Raw genomic sequence first — 22,702 nt, 5'->3', positions numbered from 1 at the left:
CCTCAGGCTGTGGACAAACGGTTCTCCACAGCCTGTGATGAACGCAGTACGTCCATCACCGGGAGGCGGACGCAGGTGGCATCTGAACAAATGGCCGACGGCCGCGACGACGGCGGGACGCCGCCGCCCCGGCCGCTGGACGCCATCGACCAGGACATCCTGCGCATGCTCCAGGCGGACGGCCGCGCCTCGATACGGTCGGTCGCCGAGCGCGTCCACGTCTCACGGGCCAACGCCTACGCCCGCATCAACCGGCTCGTCGAGGACGGGGTGATCCGCGGCTTCGGCGCCCGGGTCAACCACGAACGGGCAGGTCAGGGGACCTCCGCGTACGTCACCCTGAAGATCGTGCAGAACTCCTGGCGCACGGTCCGCGAGCAGCTCCGGCAGTTGCCAGGCGCCTCGCACATCGCCCTGGTGGGCGGGGACTTCGACGTGCTGCTGCTGGTGCACGTGTCGGACAACCGCGCGCTGCGCGAGCTGGTGCTGACCCGGCTCCAGGCGATCCCGGAAGTGCTGAGCTCGCGCACGCTGCTGGTCTTCGAGGAGGAGGACCTGGAGCCGCAGGGCTAGCGTCCCGGGTGCGCGGCGGTCCTGCCGGGCCCCGGGTCGTCAGCCCTTCCTGCGCAGGCCCCCGAAGGCCAGCTGCACCACCGCGTCGGCCACCTCGCGCTCGCCCATGCCGCGGCCGTCCGGCCGGTACCACTCCACTATGGAGTTGATCATCCCGAAGACCAGCCGGGTCACCAGCCGGACCTCCACGTCCTCGCGCACGTCACCGTCCGCCGCGGCCGCCTTGAGCAGGTCGGCGACCCGGTGGTCGAAGTCGCGGCGCCGCTCCAGGGCCCACCGTTCGGTGTCGGTGTTGCCGCGCACGCGCAGCAGCAGCGTCACGTAGGGCAGTTCGGCCATGAGCACCTCGACCATGCGCCGCACGACGTACTCCAGCCGCTCGACGGCGCTGCCCACGCGCGCGTGCTCCTCGTCGAGGATGCCGAACAGGCCGTCGAGGGCGCGGCTGACGGCCCGGCGCAGCAGCTCCTCCTTGCCGGTGACGTGGTGGTAGATCGACGACTTGGAGATGCCGGCCGCCTTGGACAGGTGCTCCATCGAGGTGCCGTCGTAGCCGCGCTCGTTGAACACCCGGACGGCGACGGACAGCAGGGTGTCCGGCGTGTACGTGTCGCGCCTGGCCGTGGTCATGAGGCAGGGCCCTCCCGCTTGTCGGAGGCGTGGGCGTGGCGGTACAGCGCCAGGGACGGCGCGTAGCGCCCCGAGGGGTCGCGCAGGTGCAGGTCGTCCAGGAGCGCGTAGGCCCAGAAGCGGCCGAGCCGGCGGCTCCACTCGAAGGGACCCAGAGGGTAGTTCACACCGAGGCGCATCGCGGTGTCGACGTCCTCCTCGGTGGCGACGCCCTTGGCGACGGCGTCGTGCGCGAGGTCGATGATCCGCGCCACCGTGCGGGCGACGATCATGCCGGGCACGTCCCCGATGACGCTGACCTTCTTGCCGAGCGCCTGGAACAGGCCGGTGGCCTCGGCGAGGGTCCGCGGCGAGGTGTCCTGGGAGGCGGACAGGGCGATCCGGGTGGCCTTGCGGTAGTCCAGGGCGAGGTCGAAGTAGACGACGTCGCGGAACTCCACCGAGCTCTGCCCGTCGGCGAGGACCAACTGTCCGCCGCTCGGCAGCACCAGCCGGGTGCCGTTGTCCTCGTCCTCGTCGCGGACCTCGACACCCGCCTCGCGGATCATCGCGAGCAGGTCGCCGGCCGGCCCCAGGTCCCCCTCGGCGACGACGTACGCGGGCGGCTGCCGGTGCTCCGCCGTGTCCGGCTCGGGGCGCTCGGCCCCGTCCCGGTGGTCGTACCAGCCGTGGCCGGTCTTGCGGCCCAGCCGGCCGGACTCGACCAGGCGCCGCTGGGCGAGGGACGGGGTGAAGCGCACGTCCTGGAAGAAGGACTCCCACACCGAGCGCGTGACCGACTCGTTGACGTCCTGGCCGATCAGGTCGGTCAGTTCGAAGGCGCCCATCCGGAAGCCGCCCGACTCGCGCAGCACGGCGTCGATGGTCGCGGGGTCGGCGCCCTGCGCCTCGTACACGGCGAAGGCCTCGGCGTAGAAGGGCCGGGCGATGCGGTTGACGATGAAGCCGGGCGTGTCCGCGCAGGCCACCGGTGTCTTGCCCCAGGCCCGCGCGGTCTCGTACGCGCGCGTGGCCGAGGTGACGTCGGTGGCGAAGCCGGAGACGACCTCCACCAGCGGCAGCAGCGGCGCGGGGTTGAAGAAGTGCAGTCCCACGAACCGGCCGGGTACGCGCAGGGCGCCGCCGATGGCGGTGACGGACAGGGACGAGGTGTTGGTGGCCAGCAGGCAGTCGTCGTCGACGACGTCCTCCAGCTCGCGGAAGAGCGCCTGCTTGACGTCCAGGCGTTCCACGACCGCCTCGACGACCAGGGCGCAGCCGGCCAGCTCGGCGAGGGTCTCGGCGGGCAGCAGGCGGGCCCGGGCGGCGTCCCGGTCGGACGCCGAGAGCCGTTCCTTCTCGACGAGCCGGTCCAGCCGGGCGCCGATGGTGTCGGCCGCCTGGCGCGCCCGGCCCGGCAGGGCGTCGTACAGCCGCACCGGATGGCCCGCCACCAGCGCGACCTGGGCGATCCCCTGGCCCATGGTGCCGGTGCCGACGACCGCCACGGGGCTGCTGAGGTCGAGTGCTGTCATGTGCGCGATCCTCCCGCACGGGGTTTTCCACAGATGCGGCGGACCCCCTTGAACCGACCGATCGTTCGGTTACTCTAGCTCTGTCCGAGTGTTCCTGCCCAGGTTTCTGCCCAGGTCATGAACTCGACGAGGAGTTCTTGAGACGAGGAGTTGGTCATCCATGACCGCCGCACTCTCGGCGCACGAGCTGATCGCCCGGCACCGGTCCACCCTCGACCAGGCGCTGGAAGCGATCCGCACGCGCGCCTACTGGTCCCCCCACCCCGAGCACCCCAAGGCCTACGGGGAGAACGGCAGCCTGGACGCGGCGGCGGGCAAGGCCGCCTTCGACGCCCTGCTCGGCGGCCGCCTCGATTTCGGCCAGCCCGGGACGGACGACTGGGTGGGCGGCGAGACGTCCCCGTACGGCATCGACCTGGGCGTGACGTACCCGCACGCGGACCTGGACGTGCTGCTGCCCGCCATGAAGGCCGGGCAGCGGGCCTGGCGGGACGCGGGCGCCGAGCAGCGCGCGGTGGTCTGCCTGGAGATCCTCAAGCGCGTCAGCGACCGGACGCACGAGTTCGCGCACGCGGTCATGCACACCTCCGGCCAGGCCTTCATGATGGCGTTCCAGGCGGGCGGCCCCCACGCCCAGGACCGCGGCCTGGAAGCGGTGGCGTACGCGTACGTGGAGCAGGTGCGCACGCCCGACCACGCCGAGTGGACCAAGCCGCAGGGCAAGCGCGACCCGCTGGCCCTCACCAAGCAGTTCACGCCGGTCCCGCGCGGCATCGCCCTCATGATCGGCTGCAACACGTTCCCGACGTGGAACGGCTACCCGGGCCTGTTCGCCTCCCTCGCCACCGGCAACGCGGTCCTGGTCAAGCCCCACCCGCGCGCGGTGCTGCCGCTCGCGCTCACCGTGCAGGTCGCCCGCGAGGTGCTCACGGAGGCCGGTTTCGATCCGAACCTGGTCGCGCTGGCCGCCGAGCGGCCCGGCGAGGGCATCGCCAAGACGCTCGCCCTGCGCCCCGAGATCCGGATCATCGACTACACCGGCTCGACCGAGTTCGGCGACTGGCTGGAGGCCAACGCCCGACAGGCGCAGGTCTACACGGAGAAGGCCGGCGTCAACACGGTCGTCGTCCACTCCACGTCCGACTACAAGGGCATGCTGTCCAACCTGGCGTTCTCGCTGTCCCTGTACAGCGGCCAGATGTGCACGACCCCGCAGAACCTGCTGATCCCGCGCGAGGGCATCTCCACCGACCAGGGCCCCAAGTCCTACGACGAGGTCGTCGCGGACCTGGCCCGGGCCGTGGACGGACTGCTCGGGGACGACGCCCGGGCCAACGCCCTGCTCGGCGCCATCGTCAACCCCGATGTGAAGGCCCGGCTGGAGGCGGCCGCCGGCCTGGGCGAGGTCGCCCTGGCGTCCCGCGAGATCACCAACCCGGACTTCCCGGGGGCGGTGGTGCGCTCGCCGGTGATCGTGAAGCTGGACGGGGCCAAGCCGGACGCGGAGGCCGCGTACATGAGCGAGTGCTTCGGGCCGGTGTCCTTCGCCGTCGCCGTCGACTCGGTCACGGACGCGGTGGACCTGCTGGCCCGGACCGTCCGTGAGAAGGGCGCGATGACGGTGGGCGCCTACACCACCGACCCCGAGGTCGAGCAGGCCGCGCAGGAGGTGTGCCTGGAGGAGGCGGCGCAGCTGTCGCTGAACCTGACGGGCGGGGTGTACGTGAACCAGACGGCCGCCTTCTCCGACTTCCACGGCTCCGGCGGCAACCCCGCGGCCAGCGCGGCCCTGTGCGACGGCGCGTTCGTCGCCAACCGGTTCCGCGTGGTCGAGGTGCGCAGGGAGGCCTGAGGGGAGGGGTGCGGGTCGCTGTGCGGCCGAGGGCCGTCCGTGGTTCCTCGCGCAGTTGCCCGTGCCCCCTAACGGGGCGCTTCCAGGCTCCAGTGGTACAGGGTCATGGCCACGCTCGTCGCCAGGTTGTAGCTGCTGACCTGCGGCCGCATGGGCAGGGACAGCAGGTGGCCGGCCCGGGCGCGCAGTTCGGGTGACAGACCCGTGCGTTCCGAGCCGAAGGCGAGGACGGCGTCGTCCGGGAGTTTCACGCCCCGCAGGTCGTCGCCCTCGGGGTCGAGGGCGAACAGGGGCCCCGGCGGCAGTTCGGCGACCGTCAGGCGCTCCACCGCCGTCGCGAAGTGCAGGCCCGCGCCGCCGCGCACGACGGTCGGGTGCCAGGGGTCGACCGACCCGGTCGTCACCACACCGGTCGCCCCGAAACCGGCCGCCAGGCGGATCACCGCCCCCGCGTTGCCCAGGTTGCGCGGGTTGTCCAGGACCACGACCGGGGCCGTGCGCGGAGTGCGCGCGAGCTTCTCCAGGTGCGCGGCGCGCGAGGGGCGGACGGCCAGGGCGGCCACGGCCGTCGGGTGCGGGCGCGGCACGAGCGAGGCGTACGTCTCCTGTGGCACCTGGGTCAGCAGGCCGTCCAGCGCCTGCCGCACGTCCGGGGCCAGTTCGCCGGCCAGGGCGAGCGTGGCCGCCCGGTCGGCGGCGACCGCCACCGGCACCTCGGCGCCGAACCGCAGCGCGTGCTTGAGGGCGTGGAAGCCGTCGAGCAGGACGGTCTCGCCGGCGATTCGGTGCCAGAGGGTGACGGGGTCGGTCATGCCCGGAAGCCTACGTGCGCGGCATCGGTGTCCCGAGGGGTGCGCTGTTCGGGCACCGGTGCCCGCCGGCCGCGCCGCGGCAGCCGGTCCCGCGCCCGGGCCGTCGCTCCTCCCAGGCGCTTCAGGAAGCCCGTCGGCAGGAACACCGCGTCCGCCGCGATCATCGCCAGCGAGAAGAACGGCAGCCCCAGCACGACGGCGATCGCCGCGTGCTCGGTGATCATGACGGCGAGCAGGACGTTCTTCACGCGCCGGTCGAGCAGGGTGAACGGGAAGGCCACCTGCACCAGGACCGTCCCGTACGTCACCAGCATGACCATCGTGCCGCTGGCCGACAGCAGGTCGGCGAGGGCGGGCCAGGGCGAGAAGTACTCCAGGTGGAGCGGATAGTAGACCGCGGTGCCGTCCTGCCAGCGCGAGCCCTGGATCTTGTACCAGCCGGCCGTCGCGTAGATCAGGCACGTCTCCGCCATGATCACGAACAGGGCGCCGTTGTGCACGACGTCGGCGACGACGTCCAGCAGGATCCGCGGCTCATCGCTCCGGGCGGGCCGCCCCACCACCCACCACAGGGCCTGCCCCGCCCACACCGTCCACAGCAGGGCCGGGATCAGCCAGTCGCCCTCCATCCGCCCGGACAGGGTCACCGCGGTCAGCACGGCCCCGAGCACCGCCCACAGGGCCGGGCCCGTCCGGTCGGTGACCCGCTCGCCCCGGGCGCGGGCGGCGTCGTCCCGTGCGGAGCGCCGGGCGTCCAGCGACCACACCCGCCCGCAGCGCGTGAACACCAGGTAGATCGACATCAGGTGCAGCACGTTGTCGCCGCCGTCGCCCATGAAGACGCTGCGGTTCTGCAGCGACAGCACCCCCACCATGAACAGCACGGACATGGTGCGGGTGCGCCAGCCCAGCAGCAGCAGGGCCGCGGCCAGGACCGCCAGCGCGTAGACGGCCTCGAACCAGACCCGGCCGTCGAACCACATGAGGGCGGTGAAGGACCCGTTGGAACCGATCAGCTGCTCGGCGAGGTCCCGGCTCCAGGGGCCGTCGGGGCCGTACAGCTCCCCGCGGTGGGGGATCTCGCGGAGCAGGAACAGCAGCCAGGTCGCGCCGAGGCCGATGCGCACGATCGCGGTCTGGTACGGGCCGAGGGCGGCCTCCGTGACCCGGGCGACACCGCGCGAGAGGGCCAGGGACCAGCGGTTCATCCCACGCCTCCCTCGGCCTCGTCCCGCGGCACCTTCCACCAGGGCAGCTCACGGTAGGACGGCGTCGTGGCGACCTTCTCCCGGCTCCACTCGGGCGGAGGCACATTGCTCGTGCGGGAGCGGAACTGGACGCGTTCGACGGCACCCTCACCGCCGGTCGTCGCGCGCACCGCGTCGGCCCGGTCCAGGCGCAGCACCGCGATCCGCCGCAGGTACGACTCCGAGAGGTTCCCCCGCAGTCCCACCGGCCGGTTCTCGCTGTCGTGCGTGGCCACGTAGAAGTCCCAGGCGCGGCGCAGTTCGTTCTGCTGGGTGTGGCTGGGCAGCGGATTGCCGTCGATGGCCCGGCCGTCCTCGGCGGACAGGTCGTACCAGCCGGTGGTCAGCGCGGTGCCGTCGCGCCCGCTGACCTGGGCCCTGACCTGGACCGAGATGTTCTGCTGGAGCGGGTTCGGCGCGAACAGCTTCCAGTTCTGCTCGAACTCCGGGTAGATCCAGTCGTTCACGGCCTCGCCGTGCTGCCGGGTGAGCGTGTTGGCCGGAGCGACGTGCAGGAACGTCATTCCGATGTGCGCGCAGACCCCGACCGCGACGACCGCCAGCGCCACCGCGACGGCGATCCGGGAGCCGAGGGAGAGAGAGTCGATCCCGGTACGGGGTTCGGCGGGGACGTCGTGCACGGGTGGTGGACCGGGGGGCGGGCCCCCGTCCGGCCTCCCGGGCCCGGGCTCGCCCGGCGCGCGCCGGGTCGTCGAGCCCTCGTCGTACGCGTCCATTCCGCCCCGTTCCCGATCACGGTCCGTCGTTGCGCCCGCCCGGTCGCGAGGGCGTCGTGCCGCCGCGCACCGCAGCGCGGCTCCGGCACGGCACGGTACTCAGGCGGACCGCCCGGGCACATCCCCCGTCACGGGTCCGCGGCCGTGGCCGTCGCCACACCGCCCGGGGCTCGACCGTACGGCGGTCCCGGCCGGCCCGGGGCGCGAACGGGCCATCCGGTGCCACCCGGCTGCGGAAGCCACCGCCTCGCATCGCGGGAGCGGGCACCCCGCATCGCGGGAGCCACCGCCTCGGATGCGGACAGCCCGGCCCGGCGGGTGGCCGGCCCGGGCGGTACCACCGCGGCACCCGTCCTCGCGCAGGCCTAGAGGACGAACCCCTGCTGCCCGTCGTCCGTCACCACCGGGCGGCCCGCCGCCTCCCACACCTGCATGCCGCCCTCGACGTTCACGGCGTCGATGCCCTGCTGGGCCAGGTACATCGTGACCTGGGCGGAACGCCCCCCGGACCGGCAGATCACGTGGACCCGGCCGTCCTGCGGGGCCGCCTCGGTCAGCTCCCCGTACCGGGCGACGAAGTCACTGATGGGGATGTGCAGCGCGCCTTCGGCGTGACCGGCCTTCCACTCGTCGTCCTCCCGGACGTCCAGCAGGAAGTCGCCGTCCTTGAGGTCCGCGACCGCGACCGTGGGCACACCAGCTCCGAAGTTCATGCGTCCGACGCTACCGGAACCGCCCGCCGCCACGGCCCGCGCCGGGACTCAGCCCGTGCCCTCGCCGAGCAGCGCGGCCAGCTCGGTCTCCCGCTCGCCGACCTGGGTGAGCAACTGCTGCCCGATCTCGTCCAGCAGCCGGTCCGGGTCGTCCGGGGCCAGCTGGAGCATGTGCCCGATCGCACTGTCCTCCAGCTCCTTGGCGAGCAGGGCCAGCAGTTCCTTGCGCTGGGCGAGCCACTCGAGGCGCGCGTACAGCTCCTCGGCCCGGCTCGGGCCCCGCTTCAGCTCGGGTCCCTTCGCCCACTCCGCGGCGAGTTCCCGCAGCTCGGTCTCGTCACCGCGGGCGTAGGCGGCGTTGACCCGCGTGATGAACTCCTCCCGCCGCGCACGCTCCTTCTCCTCCTGCGCGAGGTCGGGGTGGGCCTTGCGGGCGAGGTCGCGGTAGAGCTTGCGGGCCTCCTCGCTGGGACGGACCCGCTGCGGGGGCCGGACCGGCTGGTCCGTGAGCATGGCAGCGGCCTCCGGGAACAGGCCGCTGTCGTCCATCCAGCCGTGCAGCAGCTCCTCGACGCCAGGAATCGGGGCGAGGCGGGCCCGGGCCTCCTCCGCCCGGCGCCGGTCGTCCGGGTCGCCGGTGCGGACGGCCCTGGCCTCCAGGATCCTGGCGTCCAGCTCCTCCAGGCGGGCGTACAGCGGCCCGAGCTTCTGCTCGTGCAGCCGGGAGAAGTTCTCGACCTCGACGCGGAAGGTCTCGACGGCGATCTCGTACTCGATCAGCGCCTGCTCGGCGGCCCGTACGGCCCGCTCCAGCCGCGCCTCGGGCCGGGCGGCGTCGCCGCCATCCTGCTCAGCTTCCGGGGTCGTCACCCGACCAGCGTAGGCCACGCCCCACCCCCGCCCGCGCCCCGCGCGACGATTCCGGCGCCCGGCCCCGTCGTCCCGGGACGACGGCTCCCGGCTCCGGGCCTACACCCCCGTCTCCGCCGCGAGCTTCCCCGCCCGGATGCCCGCCACCAGTTCCGCGTGGTCCGCCTCCGTGCGGTCGGCGTACGCGACGGCGAAGTCCGCCATCGCCTCGTCCAGCTCCTCGCTCTTCCCGCAGTAACCGGCGACGATCCGCGGGTCCGCGCTGTGGGCGTGGGCCCGGGCCAGGAGCGCGCCGGTCATCCGGCCGTAGTCGTCGAGCTGGCCGGTGGCCAGGGCGGCCGGATCGACGCTGCCCTTGCGGTTGCGGAACTGGCGGACCTGGTAGGCCCGTCCGTCGACCGTCGTCCAGCCCAGCAGGTTGTCGCTGACGACCTGCATCCGCTTCTGCCCCAGCACCACCCGGCGGCCCTCGTGCCCGGCCTCCGGCGCCTCGATGCCGGCGGTCAGCAGATGCGGCACCAGGGCCGACGCCCGCGCCTCCTTCACCTGCAGCACCAGCGGCTCACCGCGGTGGTCCAGGAGCAGCACGACGTAGGACCGGGTGCCGACGCTGCCGGTGCCGACGACCCGGAACGCCACGTCCTGCACGGCGTACCGGGCGAGGAGCGGCAGGCGGTCCTCCGGCAGGGTGCCGACGTAGCCCTCCAGGGAGAGCGCCACCGCCGCGGCCTCCTCGTCCGGCACGCGCCGCAGCACCGGAGGGGCGTCGACGAAGCGGCGCCCGCCGTCCTCGGTGGCCTCGGTGGACTTGGCCGCGAAACGGCCGCTGGTGTTGTGGCGGGCCTTGTCCGAGATCCGCTCCAGCGTGCCGAGCAGGTCGTGGGCGTCGGCGTGGGAGACGAGCTGCTCGTCCGCGATGGCGTTCCACGCGTCCAGCACGGGCAGTCGGGCCAGCAGCCGCATGGTGCGGCGGTAGGCCCCGGCCGTGTCGTGCGCCGCCTTGCGGCACTGGTCCTCGTCCGCGCCCGCCTCGCGGCCCGCGAGCACCAGCGAGGTCGTCAGGCGCTTGAGGTCCCACTCCCAGGGGCCGTGCACCGTCTCGTCGAAGTCGTTCAGATCGATGACGAGTCCGCCTCGCGCGTCGCCGTACAGGCCGAAGTTGGCCGCGTGGGCGTCCCCGCATATCTGCGCCAGGATGCCGGTCATCGGTGTGCGCGCCAGGTCGTACGCCATCAGGCCGGCCGAGCCGCGCAGGAAGGAGAAGGGCGAGGCTGCCATGCGGCCGACCCGGATCGGGGCGAGCGCGGGCAGCCGGCCTCGGCCCGACTCCTCGACCGCGCCCAGCGCGTCGGGGCGGGAGGTGTCCAGGTCCAGCGCGGCGTGCGCCCGGCGCGGGGTCCGCCGGCGCAGGCCCTTGCCCTCGCGCTTCGGCGCCCCTTCGGCCGGCCACTGGGCGAACCCGCGCACCCGTGGCAGCCGGCGCACCGCCCCGGGCCCGTCCCCGGCCGTCGATCCGCTGTCTGTCCCGGTCATGGCGACCGCCTCCCCCGTACCCGCACGAACATCACCTCCTGCCGACCGTACAACCGGCGCCCGGACCGCGTCAGACCCTGTGGACGACTCCGCGCCTGTGGACAACACCCCGGGGGAGCCGAACCGGGGCCCCTCAGCTCCCGGAGGCGGCCGGAGCCCCCGCCGGCCGGGTGTCGCCGCCCCCAGCCAGCAGCCGCTCCCCCCGGTCCACCGAGACCTCGAGCCGGGCCAGCACCGCGGGGACGGTGATGCTCGGCAGGAAGTGCTCGAAGAGCACCACCACCCGCTGCTCCAGGTCCTGCCGCTGGCAGCGCAGCTGGGACAGCAGCTGCACCCCCGAGAAACTGCCGACCAGCAGCTCCGCCGTGGCCGCCACGTCGACGTGCGGCAGCAGCTCGCCCCGCTCCTTCGCCTCCTCCAGCGTCTGCGCGTTCTGGTCGATCCACATCTGGAAGGCCGGCGAGCGGTCCAGGTCGACGGCCCCCTGGTCGAGGGCGAGTCCGACGCTGGCCCGCACCAGGGGCTCGGACTTCAGCCGGCGGGCCAGCACCAGCCCGGAGTCGACGAGTTCCTGCAGCTTGCTGGCCTGCGGCGGCAGGGTCAGCGAGAGCTGCTCCGCGAACACCCCCGCCGCCAGCTCCTCCTTGGAGCCGAAGTGGAAGTACAGCGCACCCTTGGTGACGCCCGCCCGGTCCAGGATCTCCCCGATCGTCGCCGACGTGTAGCCGCGTTCGTCGAAGACGGCCGCCGCCGCCTCCAGGATGGTCCGCCGCGTACGGATCGCGCGCTCCTGCCGCGTCATCGGGTGCCTCCTGATCTCCGTCTGTCCTTGTGACATCGCATGACGTCGCCCTGCGTCGGCGGCGGGAGACCCTGTCCGGGCGGTGTGCTCCACCCGTCGAAAAGGACCGGCGCGCCTTTGAAAAAGACCGGCGCGTCCGTACCTTAGTCGGACGCCGACCGCAGCCAGGCAGCCGATCCCGGGGGGTTCCCATGCCGGAGACAGGCCCTTCGAGCGCGCTGACGCAGGGCCGGACGGGGCCCCGGCGCCACCCCGCGGACAGGGCCCTCGTGACCGTCGGACACCCGCCGCCGCACCGCGGCCCCCGCCCCCCGCAGACCCCCGTCACCCGCGAACTCGCACACCGCACCTCCGACACGGACGTCTTCCCCACCCGGTGGCACCGAATCTCGGACACCCGGTTCCGCTTCACCGCGTACTGGCCCGCGGCCCACCCCTTCTTCGGGCCCGTCGACGAGCGGCACCAGGACCCGATGATCGTGGGAGAAACGTTGCGCCAGGCGTCGATGGTGCTGGCGCACGCCGAGTTCGGCGCCCCGCTCGACACCCGCTTCGTCATGTGGGACCTGGCGGTCGGCACGGACCCCGCCGCGCTTGCGCTGTCGGAGGCGGACGAACCGGTGGAGATCGACGTCGAGTGCTCGGAGATACGCCGCCGCGGTCGCGGTCTGGCGAGCATGCGCACCACGATGGAGTTCCGCCGCGCGGGGCGCTTCGTCGCCCGCGGCACCGGCAGCACCGGCTGCACCTCGCCGCTCGCCTACCGCCGCTTGCGCGCGGGGCGGCTGGACGCCTGGGACGCCGCCGTACCCCCGCCGCCGGGCCTCGCCCCGGAGGCCGTGGGCCGGTCCCGCGCCGCGGACGTCCTGCTGGCCCCCGCCGGCCGGACCGGCGTCTGGCGGCTGCGGGTCGACACCGGCCACCCGCACCTCTTCCCCCGGCCCAACGACCACGTCCCCGGCATGGCCCTGTTCGAGGCGGCCCGCCAGGCGGCCGCCGCCGCGTCCGGCCTGCGCCCCTTCCTGCCCCGCTCCATGTCGGTCGGCTTCGCCCGCTACGCCGAACTGGGCGACCCCTGCCTGCTCGAGACCGTGGTGCTCGACGCGGACCCGCGGGAGGTGACGGTGCGGGTCACCGGACGTCAGGACGGCGAGACGGTGTTCACGGCCGTCCTGGAGTCCGCGCGAGCGGCGCCGGTACGGTCCCCGGGGTGACGACCCACCTTCTGGTCACCGGGGCGAGCGGATTCGTCGGCAGCCGGGTGGCCGCCGAGGCACGGCGCCGGCCGGACGTGCGCGTCCGGCTGCTGTCCCGGCAGGCCCCGCCCGGCCCCGAGTACGTCCACGGCGATCTGGCCGTCCCGCCCTCCCTGCGCGGTGCCTGCGCCGGCACCGACGTCCTGGTCCACTGCGCCTCCAGAGTCGGTGGCGCGGCGGGCACCGCCGCGGCCGTCAACGACCACGGGACCCGCGCCCTCGTCGAGGAGGCCGTGCACGCCGGCGTGCGCCGGATCGTGTACGTGAGCACGGCCGCCGTCCACGGCCGGGGTCCCTTCCGCCGGGTGGGCCCCGCTCAGGCGCCGATCGCCCCGGTCTCGCCCACCAGCCGCACCCGGGCCGCCGCCGAACGGCACGTGCGGGACGCGGGCGGCCTGGTGCTGCGTCCGCACCTGGTGTACGGCGAGGGCGACCGCTGGGTGATCCCCGGGCTGGTGTGGCTGATGGACGAACTGTCGGCCACCCTCACCGGCTGCGACGCGCTGCAGTCGATGATCGACGTCGGCACCCTGGCCCGCGCGGTGGTCGCCGCGGCCCTGTCCCCCCGGTACACCGCCGGTGTGCACCACGTGAACCACCCGGAGCCGGTGCCCGTCACGGACCTGCTCGGGGCCGTGTGCGCCGAGGTCGCCAGGCCCTGCGGCGACGCCCGGATGGACGTGCCCACCGCCCTGGAGCGGGCCGCGGGCTCGCCGCGGGCCCTGCACCACCTGGAGATGCTCACGGTCGACCACTGGTTCACGGACGACACCTTCTGGAAGGACCTGGACTGCCCGCCGGGCGAGGGGTTCGCGGCCGGGTTCGCCCGCGCGGCGCCCTGGTACCGCTCCTACCTCAGGGACCGGACGGCTCCTTGACCGGCTCGGACCGCTCCGGCTGCCCCGGCTGCCCCCGGTGCCCCGGCACGGTTCCCGGCCCCGCGCCGTGCAGCAGCACCGGCAGGCTCTCGTGGCCCGTGGAGATGATCGACCGCAGCCGCCGGGGCGGGCGCGCGGGATCGGCCAGGGCCAGCCGCGGGAAGCGCTCGAACAGGGAGGACAGCGCCACCGTTGCCTCGGCCATGGCCAGGGGCCGGCCCAGGCAGTGGTGCACCCCGTGACCGAAGGACACGTGGTCGCGGCTGGTCGGGCGGGTGAGGTCGTACCGGTCGGCGTCCGGCCCGTGCCGCTCGGGGTCGCGTCCGGCACCGGCGAAGGAGACCACGAGGGGATCGCCCTGCGGGATGGTCAGTCCCGGCTCGATCTCGATGTCCTCCACGGCGTAGCGCAGCCCCGACATCGCGCCCGGAGCCTCCAGGCGCAGCGACTCCTCCAGGGCGTCCTCCCAGCTCGCGCGGCCGGAGCGGACCAGGGCCAGCTGACCGGGGTGGGCGAGCAGGCTGTGCACGGTGTTGTCGATCAGGTTGACGGTGGTCTCGAAACCGGCCGTGAGCAGCAGGATCAGGTTGTCGCTCAGCTCCTGCTCGCTGAGCTCGTCCCGGTCACGTGCGGCGATGAGGGCCGTCGTCAGGTCGTCGGCCGGGTGCTCGCGCTTGTGGCTCAGGAACGCGGTCAGCGTGCCGTAGAGGTCGACGGCGTTGGCCCGGGCGTCCTCCAGGGAGATCGCCGTGTCGAAGAAGCGGTCGATGATGCGGTACAACGCCGCCCGCGGGCCGTCCTCGCCGCGCGGTACGCCGAACAGTTCGCACACCACCTCGTGCGGCACGGGGGCGGCGAACTCGGCCCGCAGGTCGACGACTTCGCCCGGGGGGCGGGCCGCCAGGCGGTCCAGGGCCCGGTCGACGATCCCCCGCACCCGGGGCAGGAGCGCGTCGACGCGGCGCCGGGTGAAGGCGGCGGCCATCGGCCTGCGCAGCCGGCTGTGGTCCTCCCCGTAGGCGGTGACCATGTTGCGCACCGAGACCCAGATGGCCAGCGGCCAAGTGCGGGAGACGTCCCCGTTGATCCAGGCCGGCCAGTGCCGGTAGGCGTCCTTGCTGGTCTCGGGCCCGGCCAGGAGCCGTTTGTTCAGCTCCAGCCCGTTGACCCACCAGGCCCGTACCCCGCCCGGGAGTTCGACCTCGACGGCCGGGCCGCGGGCGCGTATCCGGGCGATCTCGCCGTAGAGGTCACGGCCGGACGGATCGATCGTGAGGAAGGGGCAGCCCTGCTGTGCCATGACGTGGCTCCTCGGTCCGGAGGCTGGGCCACCATGGTGCGATGGGGCACCCGGCGCACGGGGCGTCCGGCTTGTTTTGGCCAATACTTCACCCGTCGTCAGCCACGGGCGGGCCGCTGCCGGGAACGCGGCCCGCTCCCCGCGGGCCCTCTACGCCCGCAGATACGCCAGGACCGCCAGCACCCGGCGATGGGTGTCGTCCGCCGGCGGCAGGTCCAGCTTGGTGAGGATGCCGGAGATGTGCTTGCCCACCGCCGCCTCGGAGACGACCAGCCGGCGCGCCACGGCGCTGTTGGAGTGGCCCTCGGCGACCAGTGCCAGCACCTCACGCTCGCGCGGGGTGAGCCGCTCCAGCGGGTCGCGGCGGCGCCGCAGCAACTGCCGTACGACCTCCGGGTCGACGACCGTGCCGCCGTCGGCCACCTTGCCGAGCGCCTCGACGAACTCGCCGACCTGGCCGACCCGGTCCTTGAGCAGGTACCCGACGCCCGTGCCGTCGCCGGTGTCCAGCAGCTCGGCGGCGTAGCGGCGCTGCACGTACTGGCTGAGCACGAGCAGGGGCAGCCCGGGCCGCTCCCGGCGCAGCCGCACGGCGGCGTGCAGGCCCTCGTCCTGGAAGCCGGGCGGCATCCGCACGTCCGTGACGACCACGTCGGGCTCGTGCTCCGCGACGGCGGCGACGAGCGCCTCCGCGTCCCCCACGGCCGCGGCGACCCGGTGCCCGCAGCGTTCGAGCAGCCCGACGAGTCCGTCGCGCAGCAGCACGCCGTCCTCGGCCAGGACGACCCGCAGGGGCCGCTCAACTCGCAGGCTCACCGGGGATCTCCACATGCAGCAGGGTCGGCCCGCCGGGCGGGCTGGACAGGGAGAGTGTGCCATCGAGCACCGACACCCGGTCGGCGAGCCCGGTCAGCCCGCCGCCGTCCCGGGCCCGCGCCCCGCCGCATCCGTCGTCGCGTACGCGCAGCGTCAGCCGTCCGTCGCGGTAGCCGCCGCTCACCTCCGCCCGGCTCGCCCCGCTGTGCCTGCCGACGTTGGTGAGCGCCTCGCACACCACGAAGTACGCGGCGGCCTCGACCGCCTGGGGGAACCGGCCGGGCAGCTCCAGATCAACATCCACCGGCACGGCCGAGCGGTCGGCCGCGTCGGCGACGGCCGCCTCCAGGCCGAAGTCGGCGAGGACCTTGGGGTGGATGCCCCGGATCAGCTCACGCAGTTCGGCCAGGGCCGTCCCGGCCTCCTGGTGCGCCCGGGCGAGCTGATCGGCGAGCGGGCCCGGCGGGGCGTCGAGCCGGGCCAGGCCGAGCGTCATCGTCAGGGCGACCAGCCGCTGCTGCGCCCCGTCGTGCAGATCGCGTTCGATGCGCCGCCGCTCCGCCTCGAAGGCGTCCACCAACCGCACCCGGGACCGCGTCAGTTCGACGACCCTGGCCCCGAGGCCGGCCTCCCGCGGGGCCACCAGCAGCCGGGCCAGCCCGGCCCGCGCCCCGGCCGCCGCGCCCAGCGGATAGGCCCCCGCCGCGAACAGGAACAGGCCCGCCGCGGCCCAGCCGGCACCGGCCGTCCAGTCCGTGACGAGCCACACCTTCAGCACCTTCGTCTCACCCGCCACGGCCAGGAGCAGCGGGGTCGCGGCCACGGACAGCGGCAGCAGCAGGAAGACGACGAGGGCCAGCGCGTCGACCGGCCACAACACCCCCGCGAACAGCAGGGCGTGGCCCAGCTCGCGCCAGGTGGCCCGCTCGCGCAGCCGGGCCGACAGCCAGGCCCGCGGCCCGGGCCCGCCGGGCGGCTCGTGCGGGTCCCGCGCGGGCTCCGCGTCGGCCAGCCGCAGCCGGTACCGCTCCAGGGCCGCCACCGGCACACCGGCCAGGGCCGCGCCGAGCAGCAGGGGCAGCCCGACCAGCACGACCGCGAGCACCCCGCCGGCCACCAGCGACGTCACCAGGCCCACGAGCACCACCGCCCCGAGGACCGCGCCCGTCAGCAGGTACGCGGCCGACCGCCACGGCCACGCCGAGAGCAGGTAGCCGGGGCGGGACAGGGCCTGCCAGACGTTGCGAGGGCGCATGGGGATCACCGTAGGAGCCGGTCGCGGCAGCGGCCATGGCCCTGGGCCGAGCGCCGGGGGTAGGTCTGGCCCTACCCCGGGTCTAGGTCCCGCCGCACTGCGCCGGGCACCTCCGGCCCGGTTTCGTGGGAACGACACCGACACCAGGGGGTTCCCGTGACACACGACGCCGTCCGGCTCGACTCCGTCACCAGGAGGTACGGGCCGGTGACCGCGCTCGGCGGGGTCTCGCTCGCGTTCCCGGCCGGGTCCTTCACCGCCGTCATGGGGCCCTCGGGCTCCGGCAAGTCCACACTGCTGCAGTGCGCCGCCGGCCTGGACCGGCCCACGTCCGGCTCGGTCACCGTCGGCGGCACCGAGCTGACCGGCCTGAGCGAACGCCGGCTGACCCTGCTGCGCCGCGAACGCGTGGGGTTCGTCTTCCAGGCGTTCAACCTGCTTCCCTCCCTCACCGCGGAGCAGAACGTGGCCCTTCCGCTGCGCCTGGCCGGCCGCCGGGTCGCGAGGGACCGGGTGCGCGAGGCCCTGCGGCAGGTCGGACTCGCCGACCGGGCCGGGCACCGGCCGGCCCGGCTCTCCGGGGGCCAGCAGCAACGGGTCGCGCTGGCCCGGGCGTTGACGACCCGGCCCGACGTGCTGTTCGCCGACGAGCCCACCGGTGCCCTGGACACGCGCACCGGCCATGAGGTGCTCGCTCTGCTGCGCGCCCTGGCCGACCGCGAGCGCATGACGGTCGTGATGGTCACCCACGACCCGGTCGCCGCCGCGCACGCCGACCGCGTCGTCGTGCTCGTCGACGGCCGGGTGAGCGAGGAGCTGACCGGCGCCGACGCCGCCACCATCGCCACCCGCACCACCCACCCGGAGCCCCCGCCGTGCTGAGCACCGTCCTGCGCACTCCCCTCACCCCCCGCACCACCCACCCGGAGGCCCCGCCGTGCTGAGCACCGCCCTGCGCACACTGCGCGCCCATCGGTCCGTCTTCACCGGCAGCTTCGTCGCGCTCGCGCTGGGCGTGGCCCTGCTCACCGTGACGGGCCTGGCCCTGGCCTCCTCCCTCTCCGCCGACCCCGGCCGCGCACCGGCCGCCTCCGTCGTCGTCCAGGCCCGGGACACCCTGCGCGTACCGACCCCGGCCGGCGTCCGCACGGCCCGGCTCGCCCACCCCCGCCCGATCCCGCCCGCGACCGTGGCGGAGCTGCGGAGGCTGGGCCCGGTGCGGGTCGACGGGCGGTCCGGTCCCTCCCGCGTCCTCCGGCTGGAGACCGACGCCGACCCCGCGTCCGTGCGGAGGACCGTGGGCGGCACGGCCCGGGTCCTCACCGGGGACGCCCGCCGGCTCGGCGACCCCGCACACGACCGCGACCGGGAGGCGCTCGCCGCCCTGAACGCCCTGTTCGGCACCGCCGGAGGCGTGACCGCGTTCGTGTCGGTCTTCGTCGTGGCGTCCACGTTCGCGTTCGCGGTCACGCAACGGCGCCGGGAGTTCGCCCTGCTGCGCACCGCCGGCGCCACCCCGGGCCAGATCCGCCGCGTGGTCCTGGCCGAAGCCCTGGTGGTCGGCGTCCTGGCCTCGGCCACCGGCTGCGTCCTGGGCGCCTGCGCGGCACCGCACCTCGTCGCCCGGGCCGTCGAGGAGGATCTGGCCCCCGCCTGGTTCACCCTCGGCGCCCACACCTGGCCGTACCACGCGGCCTTCTGGGCCGGCCTGTTCGTGGCCCTGGCCGGGGCGGGCGCGGCCTCCTGGCGGGCCGGCCGCATCGCGCCCGCCGAGGCCCTGCGCGAGGCGTCGGCCGACGACGGCGGCCTCACCCGGGGCCGGCTGCTGTGCGGCACGGCCCTCCTCCTCACCGCCGCGGTGGCCCTGTTCCTCGCGCTGGGCACCGATCCGGGCGACCTCCTCCACCGCAAGACCTACGTCAGCCGTCCGATGCTGCTGATCTCCGCGGCCGCCCTGCTCTCCCCGCTCCTCCTGCGGCCCCTGACCCGGCTGTTCACCGCGCTGCCGGGTGTCAGCGCCCTGCTGGTGCGCGAGAGCACGGCCACCGGGCTGCACCGCAGTGCCGCGCCGGCCGCCCCGGTCCTGGTCACGGTCGCCCTCGCCGGGTGCCTGCTCGGCACCACCTCGACCCTCGACCGGGCCGGGGCGGACGAGGCACGCGAGCGGACCACCGCCGCGTTCGTCGTGCTGCCCGAGGGCCGGGCGGGCTTCGACGAGGCGACCCTGCGCAGGCTGCGGCAGGTGCCGGGCACCGTGGTCTCGCCCTCGTCCTCGACGGCCGTGCACGTCCTGGAGGACGGCGTGGCCCTGATCCGCTCGGAGGCCCGGGCCGCACCCGCGGGCACCCTGGCCGCGACCTCGCGCCTGCCGCTGACCGCCGGCACGGTGAGCGCCCTCGACGACGATTCGATCATCGTCAACGAGGAATGGCAGCGGCACCGGGTCGGCGACCGCGTCACGGTCTGGCTCGGCGACGGCACCCGGCGGACCCTGCGGATCGCCGCGGTCATGCCCACCGGCACCGGCGGCAACGGCGCCCACGTCACCCCGCGCAACGCCCCCGGCGCCACGGTCGACCGGGTCGACGTGGCCCTGGCCCGGGGCGCGGACGCCGCGGCCGTGTCCGTCGCCCTGCACCGGGCCGCCGGCACCGACCGGGTCCTCACCCGGGAGGCATGGCTGCGCGAGACCCGGCCGGGCACCGACCGCACCACCCGGCTCGGCCTCCTGATGGTCCTCGGCCTCGCCCTGCTGTACACGGGCATCTCCGTGGCGAACACCACGGCCATGGCGGCGTCCGGCCGGCTCCGCGACCTGACGGTGCTGCGGCTGGCCGGGGCCACCCGCCGGCAGGTGCTGAAGGTGATCGGCGCCGAGTCCCTCACGGTCGTGGCCGCGGGCGCCCTCCTCGGCCTGCTGGTCACCACCGTCCACCTGGCCGGCCTGTGGAGCGCCCTCGCACTGCTGTCCGCCCCGCCCGTCGTCACCCTGCCCTGGCAGGCGCTGGGCACGACGGCGACCGCGTGCGCCGTCCTGGCCGTGACCTCGGCGCTGATCCCCACGGCTCTCGCCCTGCGCCGCCGCCCGGCGGACCTGGCGGGCCTCCGGGAGTGAGGCCCCGTCCCCTCACCGCCCCCCGGATCTCATCATGAGACCGACCAGGGCCCGGCCTCCTACAGTGGGACGCATGAGACGGACCTCGTTCGACGGCTGGCCCTGCTCCATCGCCCGCACCGCCGACCTCCTGGGCGACGCCTGGACGCTGCTGGTCCTGCGCGAGGTCTTCTACGGCGAGTCCCGCTTCGACGGCTTCATCGGCACTCTCGGCATCGCCCGCAACACCCTCACCGACCGGCTGCGGCGCCTGGAGGCGGAGGGACTGCTGCACCGCCGGGCCTACCGGAGCGACCCGGTCCGTCACGAGTACCTGCTGACCGACAAGGGCCGCGACTTCTTCGGCGTGCTGGCCGCGCTCAGTGCCTGGGGCGACCGCTGGCTGGCCGGCGACGAGGGCGTCCCGGTGGTCCTGCACCACACGACCTGCGGCCACGACACCGAGGCGCAGGTCGTCTGCTCCTCCTGCGGAGACCCCTTGGACCACCGGGACCTCAGCGCCCGCACCGGCCCGGGCTACCCGGCGCGCCTCCTGGACGACCCGGCCGTCCGGGACCGCTTCGCCCCGGGCCGCACCCTCGGCCAGGGCCGCTCCGAGCGGTCCTGAGAGCTTCCTCACACGGCGGACGGACGGAGGTTCCGCTCCCGCGGGAGAACCGTCAGGACGAGAGGACCGTCACATCCCGGAGAAACGACGAACGGGCGGCATCTGATCGATGCCGCCCGTTCCGACGGTGCGCGAGGGGGGAGTTGAACCCCCACGCCCTTGCGGGCACTGGAACCTGAATCCAGCGCGTCTGCCTATTCCGCCACCCGCGCATTGGGTGTGTCCTGGGCTCCGTCCCTTGCGGGCCGGCGCCTTCCGACACCGAGAACATTAGCACGCTGGACGGGGTGGCTTCACATCCCTTTCCGTCGCAGGCGGGGGCCGTGCGCGGCATCGATGTCCCTGCCACGTATCAGCGCGTACCTGTTCACGTATCAACCTCGTACCGGTACCCCGGGTCTCCCCGGGAGAGGGTCCGAGTCCACAGCCGGGTGCGGGACACTGGTTCCCCGCCGCCTCTACGATCCATGGCAGGAGTACCCCGGGCGGTTGCGCGCACCAGTACTCCGGCGGGAGTTCGAAGAGGAGCTCCACAGGGAACTTCGTCATGCGTCGACACCTGTCGGCGGGGCCGACAGGGGGAACCAGCCGATCGACCGGCGCGTGGATACGATCAGTAAGCAGTACCAGGCAAGTGGCCCGCAGGGCGGTACACAGGACGGCAGCGACGGAGGAGGTGCCCCATGGGAGTCCTGAAGAAGTTCGAGCAGCGTCTCGAAGGTCTGGTCAACGGCACCTTCGCCAAGGTGTTCAAGTCCGAGGTCCAGCCCGTGGAGATCGCGGGCGCGCTGCAGCGCGAGTGCGACAACAACGCCACCATCTGGAACCGCGACCGGACGGTCGTCCCCAACGACTTCATCGTGGAGCTGAGCACGCCGGACTTCGAGCGGCTCAGCCCCTACTCCGGGCAGCTCGGCGACGAGCTCGCCGGCATGGTGCGCGACTACGCCAAGCAGCAGCGCTACACCTTCATGGGCCCCATCAAGGTGCACCTGGAGAAGGCGGACGACCTCGACACCGGCCTGTACCGGGTGCGCAGCCGTACGCTCGCCTCCTCCAGCAGCCAGCAGGGCGGACCGGGAGCCGGCGGCGCGCCCGCCGGCCCGCAGGGCGCGCGCCCGGGCGGCTACGGCTACCCGCCGGCCGCCTCGCCCACCGGCGCACCGCCCATGCCGGCCGCGCCGCCCCCCGGCGGCCGCCCCGGCGGGTACGGCTATCCGCAGCCCGCGGGCGGCCAGCGGCCCCCTGCCGCGCCGGCCGCCGGCGGACGCACCCGCCACTGGATCGAGATCAACGGCACCCGCCATCAGATCTCCCGCCCGACGCTCGTGCTGGGCCGCAGCACCGACGCCGACGTGCGGATCGACGACCCCGGCGTCTCCCGCCGGCACTGCGAGATCCGGACCGGAACGCCCTCGACGATCCAGGATCTCGGATCCACCAACGGCATCGTGGTGGACGGGCAGCACACCACCCGCGCTACGCTCCGCGACGGCTCGCGGATCGTCGTGGGCAGCACCACCGTTATCTATAGGCAAGCCGAAGGGTGAAGCGGGGGCAATGTCAGAGCTGACCCTCACGGTCATGCGGCTGGGGTTCCTGGCCGTACTGTGGCTGTTCGTGATCGTGGCCGTGCAGGTCATCCGGAGCGACCTGTTCGGTACGCGGGTCACACAGCGCGGATCGCGCCGCGAGGCCGGCCGGCAGCAGCAGGCCGCCCGGCAGGCGCCGCCGCCGCAGCGCCAGCAGTCCGCGGGCGGCCGGCGCGGCCGCAACGCCCCCACCAAACTCGTCGTGACCGAGGGCACCCTCACCGGCACCACGGTCGCCCTCCAGGGGCAGACCATCACCCTGGGCCGGGCGCACGACTCGACGATCGTGCTGGACGACGACTACGCCTCCAGCCGCCATGCCAGGATCTACCCGGACCGCGACGGCCAGTGGATCGTCGAGGACCTCGGCTCCACCAACGGCACGTACCTGGACCGGACGCGGCTGACGACTCCCACACCGATCGCGCCGGGCGCGCCGATCCGCATCGGCAAGACCGTCATCGAGCTGCGGAAGTAGTGCTACATCATGGATAGGCGCGAGCGGAGCGAGCACGCAGCGGCGGGCCCCACCCCGGCCCCCGGCGCGCTCCCGACCGGAGGGTGGGCAGTGTGGCTCGACACGACCGGCTGTACCCGGAG

At 74.2% G+C, this 22,702-nt stretch carries 21 protein-coding genes and 1 tRNA gene; 9 read left to right on the top strand and 13 right to left on the bottom strand.

Annotated elements, in window-relative coordinates; genetic code table 11:
* Window positions 1–90 precede the first annotated feature (90 nt).
* On the top strand, window positions 91–573 hold the full coding sequence (locus Q5694_RS08645; protein ID WP_333932316.1) for an Lrp/AsnC family transcriptional regulator: 483 nt from the start codon (window positions 91–93) through the stop codon (window positions 571–573).
* A gap of 39 nt (window positions 574–612) precedes the next feature.
* On the opposite strand, the gene Q5694_RS08640 is transcribed toward Q5694_RS08645, so the two are convergent.
* Both Q5694_RS08640 and Q5694_RS08635 read right to left on the bottom strand, forming a co-directional pair.
* Window positions 613–1,203: a TetR/AcrR family transcriptional regulator gene (locus tag Q5694_RS08640; RefSeq protein ID WP_333931911.1), complete on the bottom strand. Its 591-nt coding sequence runs from the start codon at window positions 1,201–1,203 to the stop codon at window positions 613–615.
* Window positions 1,200–2,717 (bottom strand): 3-hydroxyacyl-CoA dehydrogenase, encoded by a 1,518-nt coding sequence (locus Q5694_RS08635; RefSeq protein WP_333931910.1) that lies wholly within the window; start codon window positions 2,715–2,717, stop codon window positions 1,200–1,202. The genes Q5694_RS08640 and Q5694_RS08635 overlap by 4 nt, the downstream gene beginning before the upstream one ends.
* A gap of 160 nt (window positions 2,718–2,877) precedes the next feature.
* Between Q5694_RS08635 and paaN the strand changes: the two genes are divergently transcribed.
* Window positions 2,878–4,569 (top strand): phenylacetic acid degradation protein PaaN, encoded by a 1,692-nt coding sequence (gene paaN / locus Q5694_RS08630; RefSeq protein ID WP_333931909.1) that lies wholly within the window; start codon window positions 2,878–2,880, stop codon window positions 4,567–4,569.
* A 68-nt stretch (window positions 4,570–4,637) separates the two neighbouring features.
* Here the strand turns inward: paaN and Q5694_RS08625 are convergent, their stop codons facing one another.
* The 7 genes from Q5694_RS08625 to Q5694_RS08595 form a co-directional block, all read right to left on the bottom strand.
* Window positions 4,638–5,381 (bottom strand): TrmH family RNA methyltransferase, encoded by a 744-nt coding sequence (locus tag Q5694_RS08625; protein WP_333931908.1) that lies wholly within the window; start codon window positions 5,379–5,381, stop codon window positions 4,638–4,640.
* Entirely contained in the window at window positions 5,378–6,589 is a 1,212-nt protein-coding gene (locus tag Q5694_RS08620; protein WP_333931906.1) for an HTTM domain-containing protein, read from the bottom strand. Before Q5694_RS08620 ends, Q5694_RS08625 begins: the two co-directional genes overlap by 4 nt.
* Window positions 6,586–7,365 (bottom strand): DUF5819 family protein, encoded by a 780-nt coding sequence (locus Q5694_RS08615; RefSeq protein ID WP_333931905.1) that lies wholly within the window; start codon window positions 7,363–7,365, stop codon window positions 6,586–6,588. Before Q5694_RS08615 ends, Q5694_RS08620 begins: the two co-directional genes overlap by 4 nt.
* 365 nt (window positions 7,366–7,730) lie before the next feature.
* Window positions 7,731–8,060, bottom strand: a complete 330-nt coding sequence (locus Q5694_RS08610) for a rhodanese-like domain-containing protein (protein ID WP_333932315.1) — start codon at window positions 8,058–8,060, stop codon at window positions 7,731–7,733.
* 66 nt (window positions 8,061–8,126) lie between these two features.
* Window positions 8,127–8,948: a hypothetical protein gene (locus Q5694_RS08605; protein ID WP_333931903.1), complete on the bottom strand. Its 822-nt coding sequence runs from the start codon at window positions 8,946–8,948 to the stop codon at window positions 8,127–8,129.
* A gap of 99 nt (window positions 8,949–9,047) precedes the next feature.
* The gene (locus Q5694_RS08600) at window positions 9,048–10,481 is read right to left on the bottom strand and encodes a DUF2252 domain-containing protein (RefSeq protein ID WP_333931901.1); all 1,434 of its coding nucleotides are present in this window, start codon (window positions 10,479–10,481) and stop codon (window positions 9,048–9,050) included.
* Window positions 10,482–10,614: 133 nt separating this feature from the next.
* On the bottom strand, window positions 10,615–11,283 hold the full coding sequence (locus tag Q5694_RS08595; protein WP_333931899.1) for a ScbR family autoregulator-binding transcription factor: 669 nt from the start codon (window positions 11,281–11,283) through the stop codon (window positions 10,615–10,617).
* 269 nt (window positions 11,284–11,552) lie between these two features.
* Here Q5694_RS08595 and Q5694_RS08590 point away from each other — a divergent pair, with 269 nt between their 5' ends.
* The gene (locus Q5694_RS08590; RefSeq protein WP_333931897.1) at window positions 11,553–12,497 is read left to right on the top strand and encodes a ScbA/BarX family gamma-butyrolactone biosynthesis protein; all 945 of its coding nucleotides are present in this window, start codon (window positions 11,553–11,555) and stop codon (window positions 12,495–12,497) included.
* Entirely contained in the window at window positions 12,494–13,417 is a 924-nt protein-coding gene (locus tag Q5694_RS08585) for an NAD-dependent epimerase/dehydratase family protein (RefSeq protein WP_333931895.1), read from the top strand. The genes Q5694_RS08590 and Q5694_RS08585 overlap by 4 nt, the downstream gene beginning before the upstream one ends.
* Here the strand turns inward: Q5694_RS08585 and Q5694_RS08580 are convergent.
* The 3 genes from Q5694_RS08580 to Q5694_RS08570 form a co-directional block, all read right to left on the bottom strand.
* Window positions 13,395–14,717, bottom strand: coding sequence for a cytochrome P450 family protein (locus Q5694_RS08580; protein WP_333931893.1), 1,323 nt, complete (start codon window positions 14,715–14,717; stop codon window positions 13,395–13,397). The genes Q5694_RS08585 and Q5694_RS08580 overlap by 23 nt on opposite strands.
* Before the next feature lie 150 nt (window positions 14,718–14,867).
* Window positions 14,868–15,548: a response regulator transcription factor gene (locus tag Q5694_RS08575; RefSeq protein ID WP_333931891.1), complete on the bottom strand. Its 681-nt coding sequence runs from the start codon at window positions 15,546–15,548 to the stop codon at window positions 14,868–14,870.
* Entirely contained in the window at window positions 15,517–16,788 is a 1,272-nt protein-coding gene (locus tag Q5694_RS08570; RefSeq protein WP_333931889.1) for a sensor histidine kinase, read from the bottom strand. The genes Q5694_RS08575 and Q5694_RS08570 overlap by 32 nt, the downstream gene beginning before the upstream one ends.
* A gap of 156 nt (window positions 16,789–16,944) precedes the next feature.
* On the opposite strand from Q5694_RS08570, the gene Q5694_RS08565 reads away from it, so the two are divergent.
* The 3 genes from Q5694_RS08565 (at window position 16,945) to Q5694_RS08555 (ending at window position 20,510) form a co-directional block, all read left to right on the top strand.
* A complete protein-coding gene (locus Q5694_RS08565; protein WP_333931887.1) occupies window positions 16,945–17,670 on the top strand; it encodes an ABC transporter ATP-binding protein in 726 nt (241 codons plus the stop codon).
* A 55-nt stretch (window positions 17,671–17,725) separates the two neighbouring features.
* Window positions 17,726–19,903: an ABC transporter permease gene (locus tag Q5694_RS08560; RefSeq protein WP_333931885.1), complete on the top strand. Its 2,178-nt coding sequence runs from the start codon at window positions 17,726–17,728 to the stop codon at window positions 19,901–19,903.
* Window positions 19,904–19,976: 73 nt separating this feature from the next.
* The gene (locus Q5694_RS08555) at window positions 19,977–20,510 is read left to right on the top strand and encodes a winged helix-turn-helix transcriptional regulator (RefSeq protein WP_333931883.1); all 534 of its coding nucleotides are present in this window, start codon (window positions 19,977–19,979) and stop codon (window positions 20,508–20,510) included.
* 128 nt (window positions 20,511–20,638) lie between these two features.
* Here Q5694_RS08555 and Q5694_RS08550 read toward each other — a convergent pair.
* Window positions 20,639–20,722: transfer RNA gene (locus Q5694_RS08550), tRNA-Leu, on the bottom strand.
* Between the two features lie 471 nt (window positions 20,723–21,193).
* Between Q5694_RS08550 and Q5694_RS08545 the strand changes: the two genes are divergently transcribed.
* Complete coding sequence (locus Q5694_RS08545) at window positions 21,194–22,060, top strand: DUF3662 and FHA domain-containing protein (protein WP_333931881.1); 867 nt, start codon at window positions 21,194–21,196, stop codon at window positions 22,058–22,060.
* Between the two features lie 10 nt (window positions 22,061–22,070).
* On the top strand, window positions 22,071–22,580 hold the full coding sequence (locus Q5694_RS08540; protein ID WP_333931879.1) for an FHA domain-containing protein FhaB/FipA: 510 nt from the start codon (window positions 22,071–22,073) through the stop codon (window positions 22,578–22,580).
* Window positions 22,581–22,702 lie beyond the last annotated feature (122 nt).

Source organism: Streptomyces sp. AHA2 (assembly GCF_036857595.1).
Lineage (GTDB): Bacteria > Actinomycetota > Actinomycetes > Streptomycetales > Streptomycetaceae > Streptomyces.
Note: the sequence above shows the minus strand (reverse complement) of the source record. Positions and strands in the feature narration are given on the sequence as shown.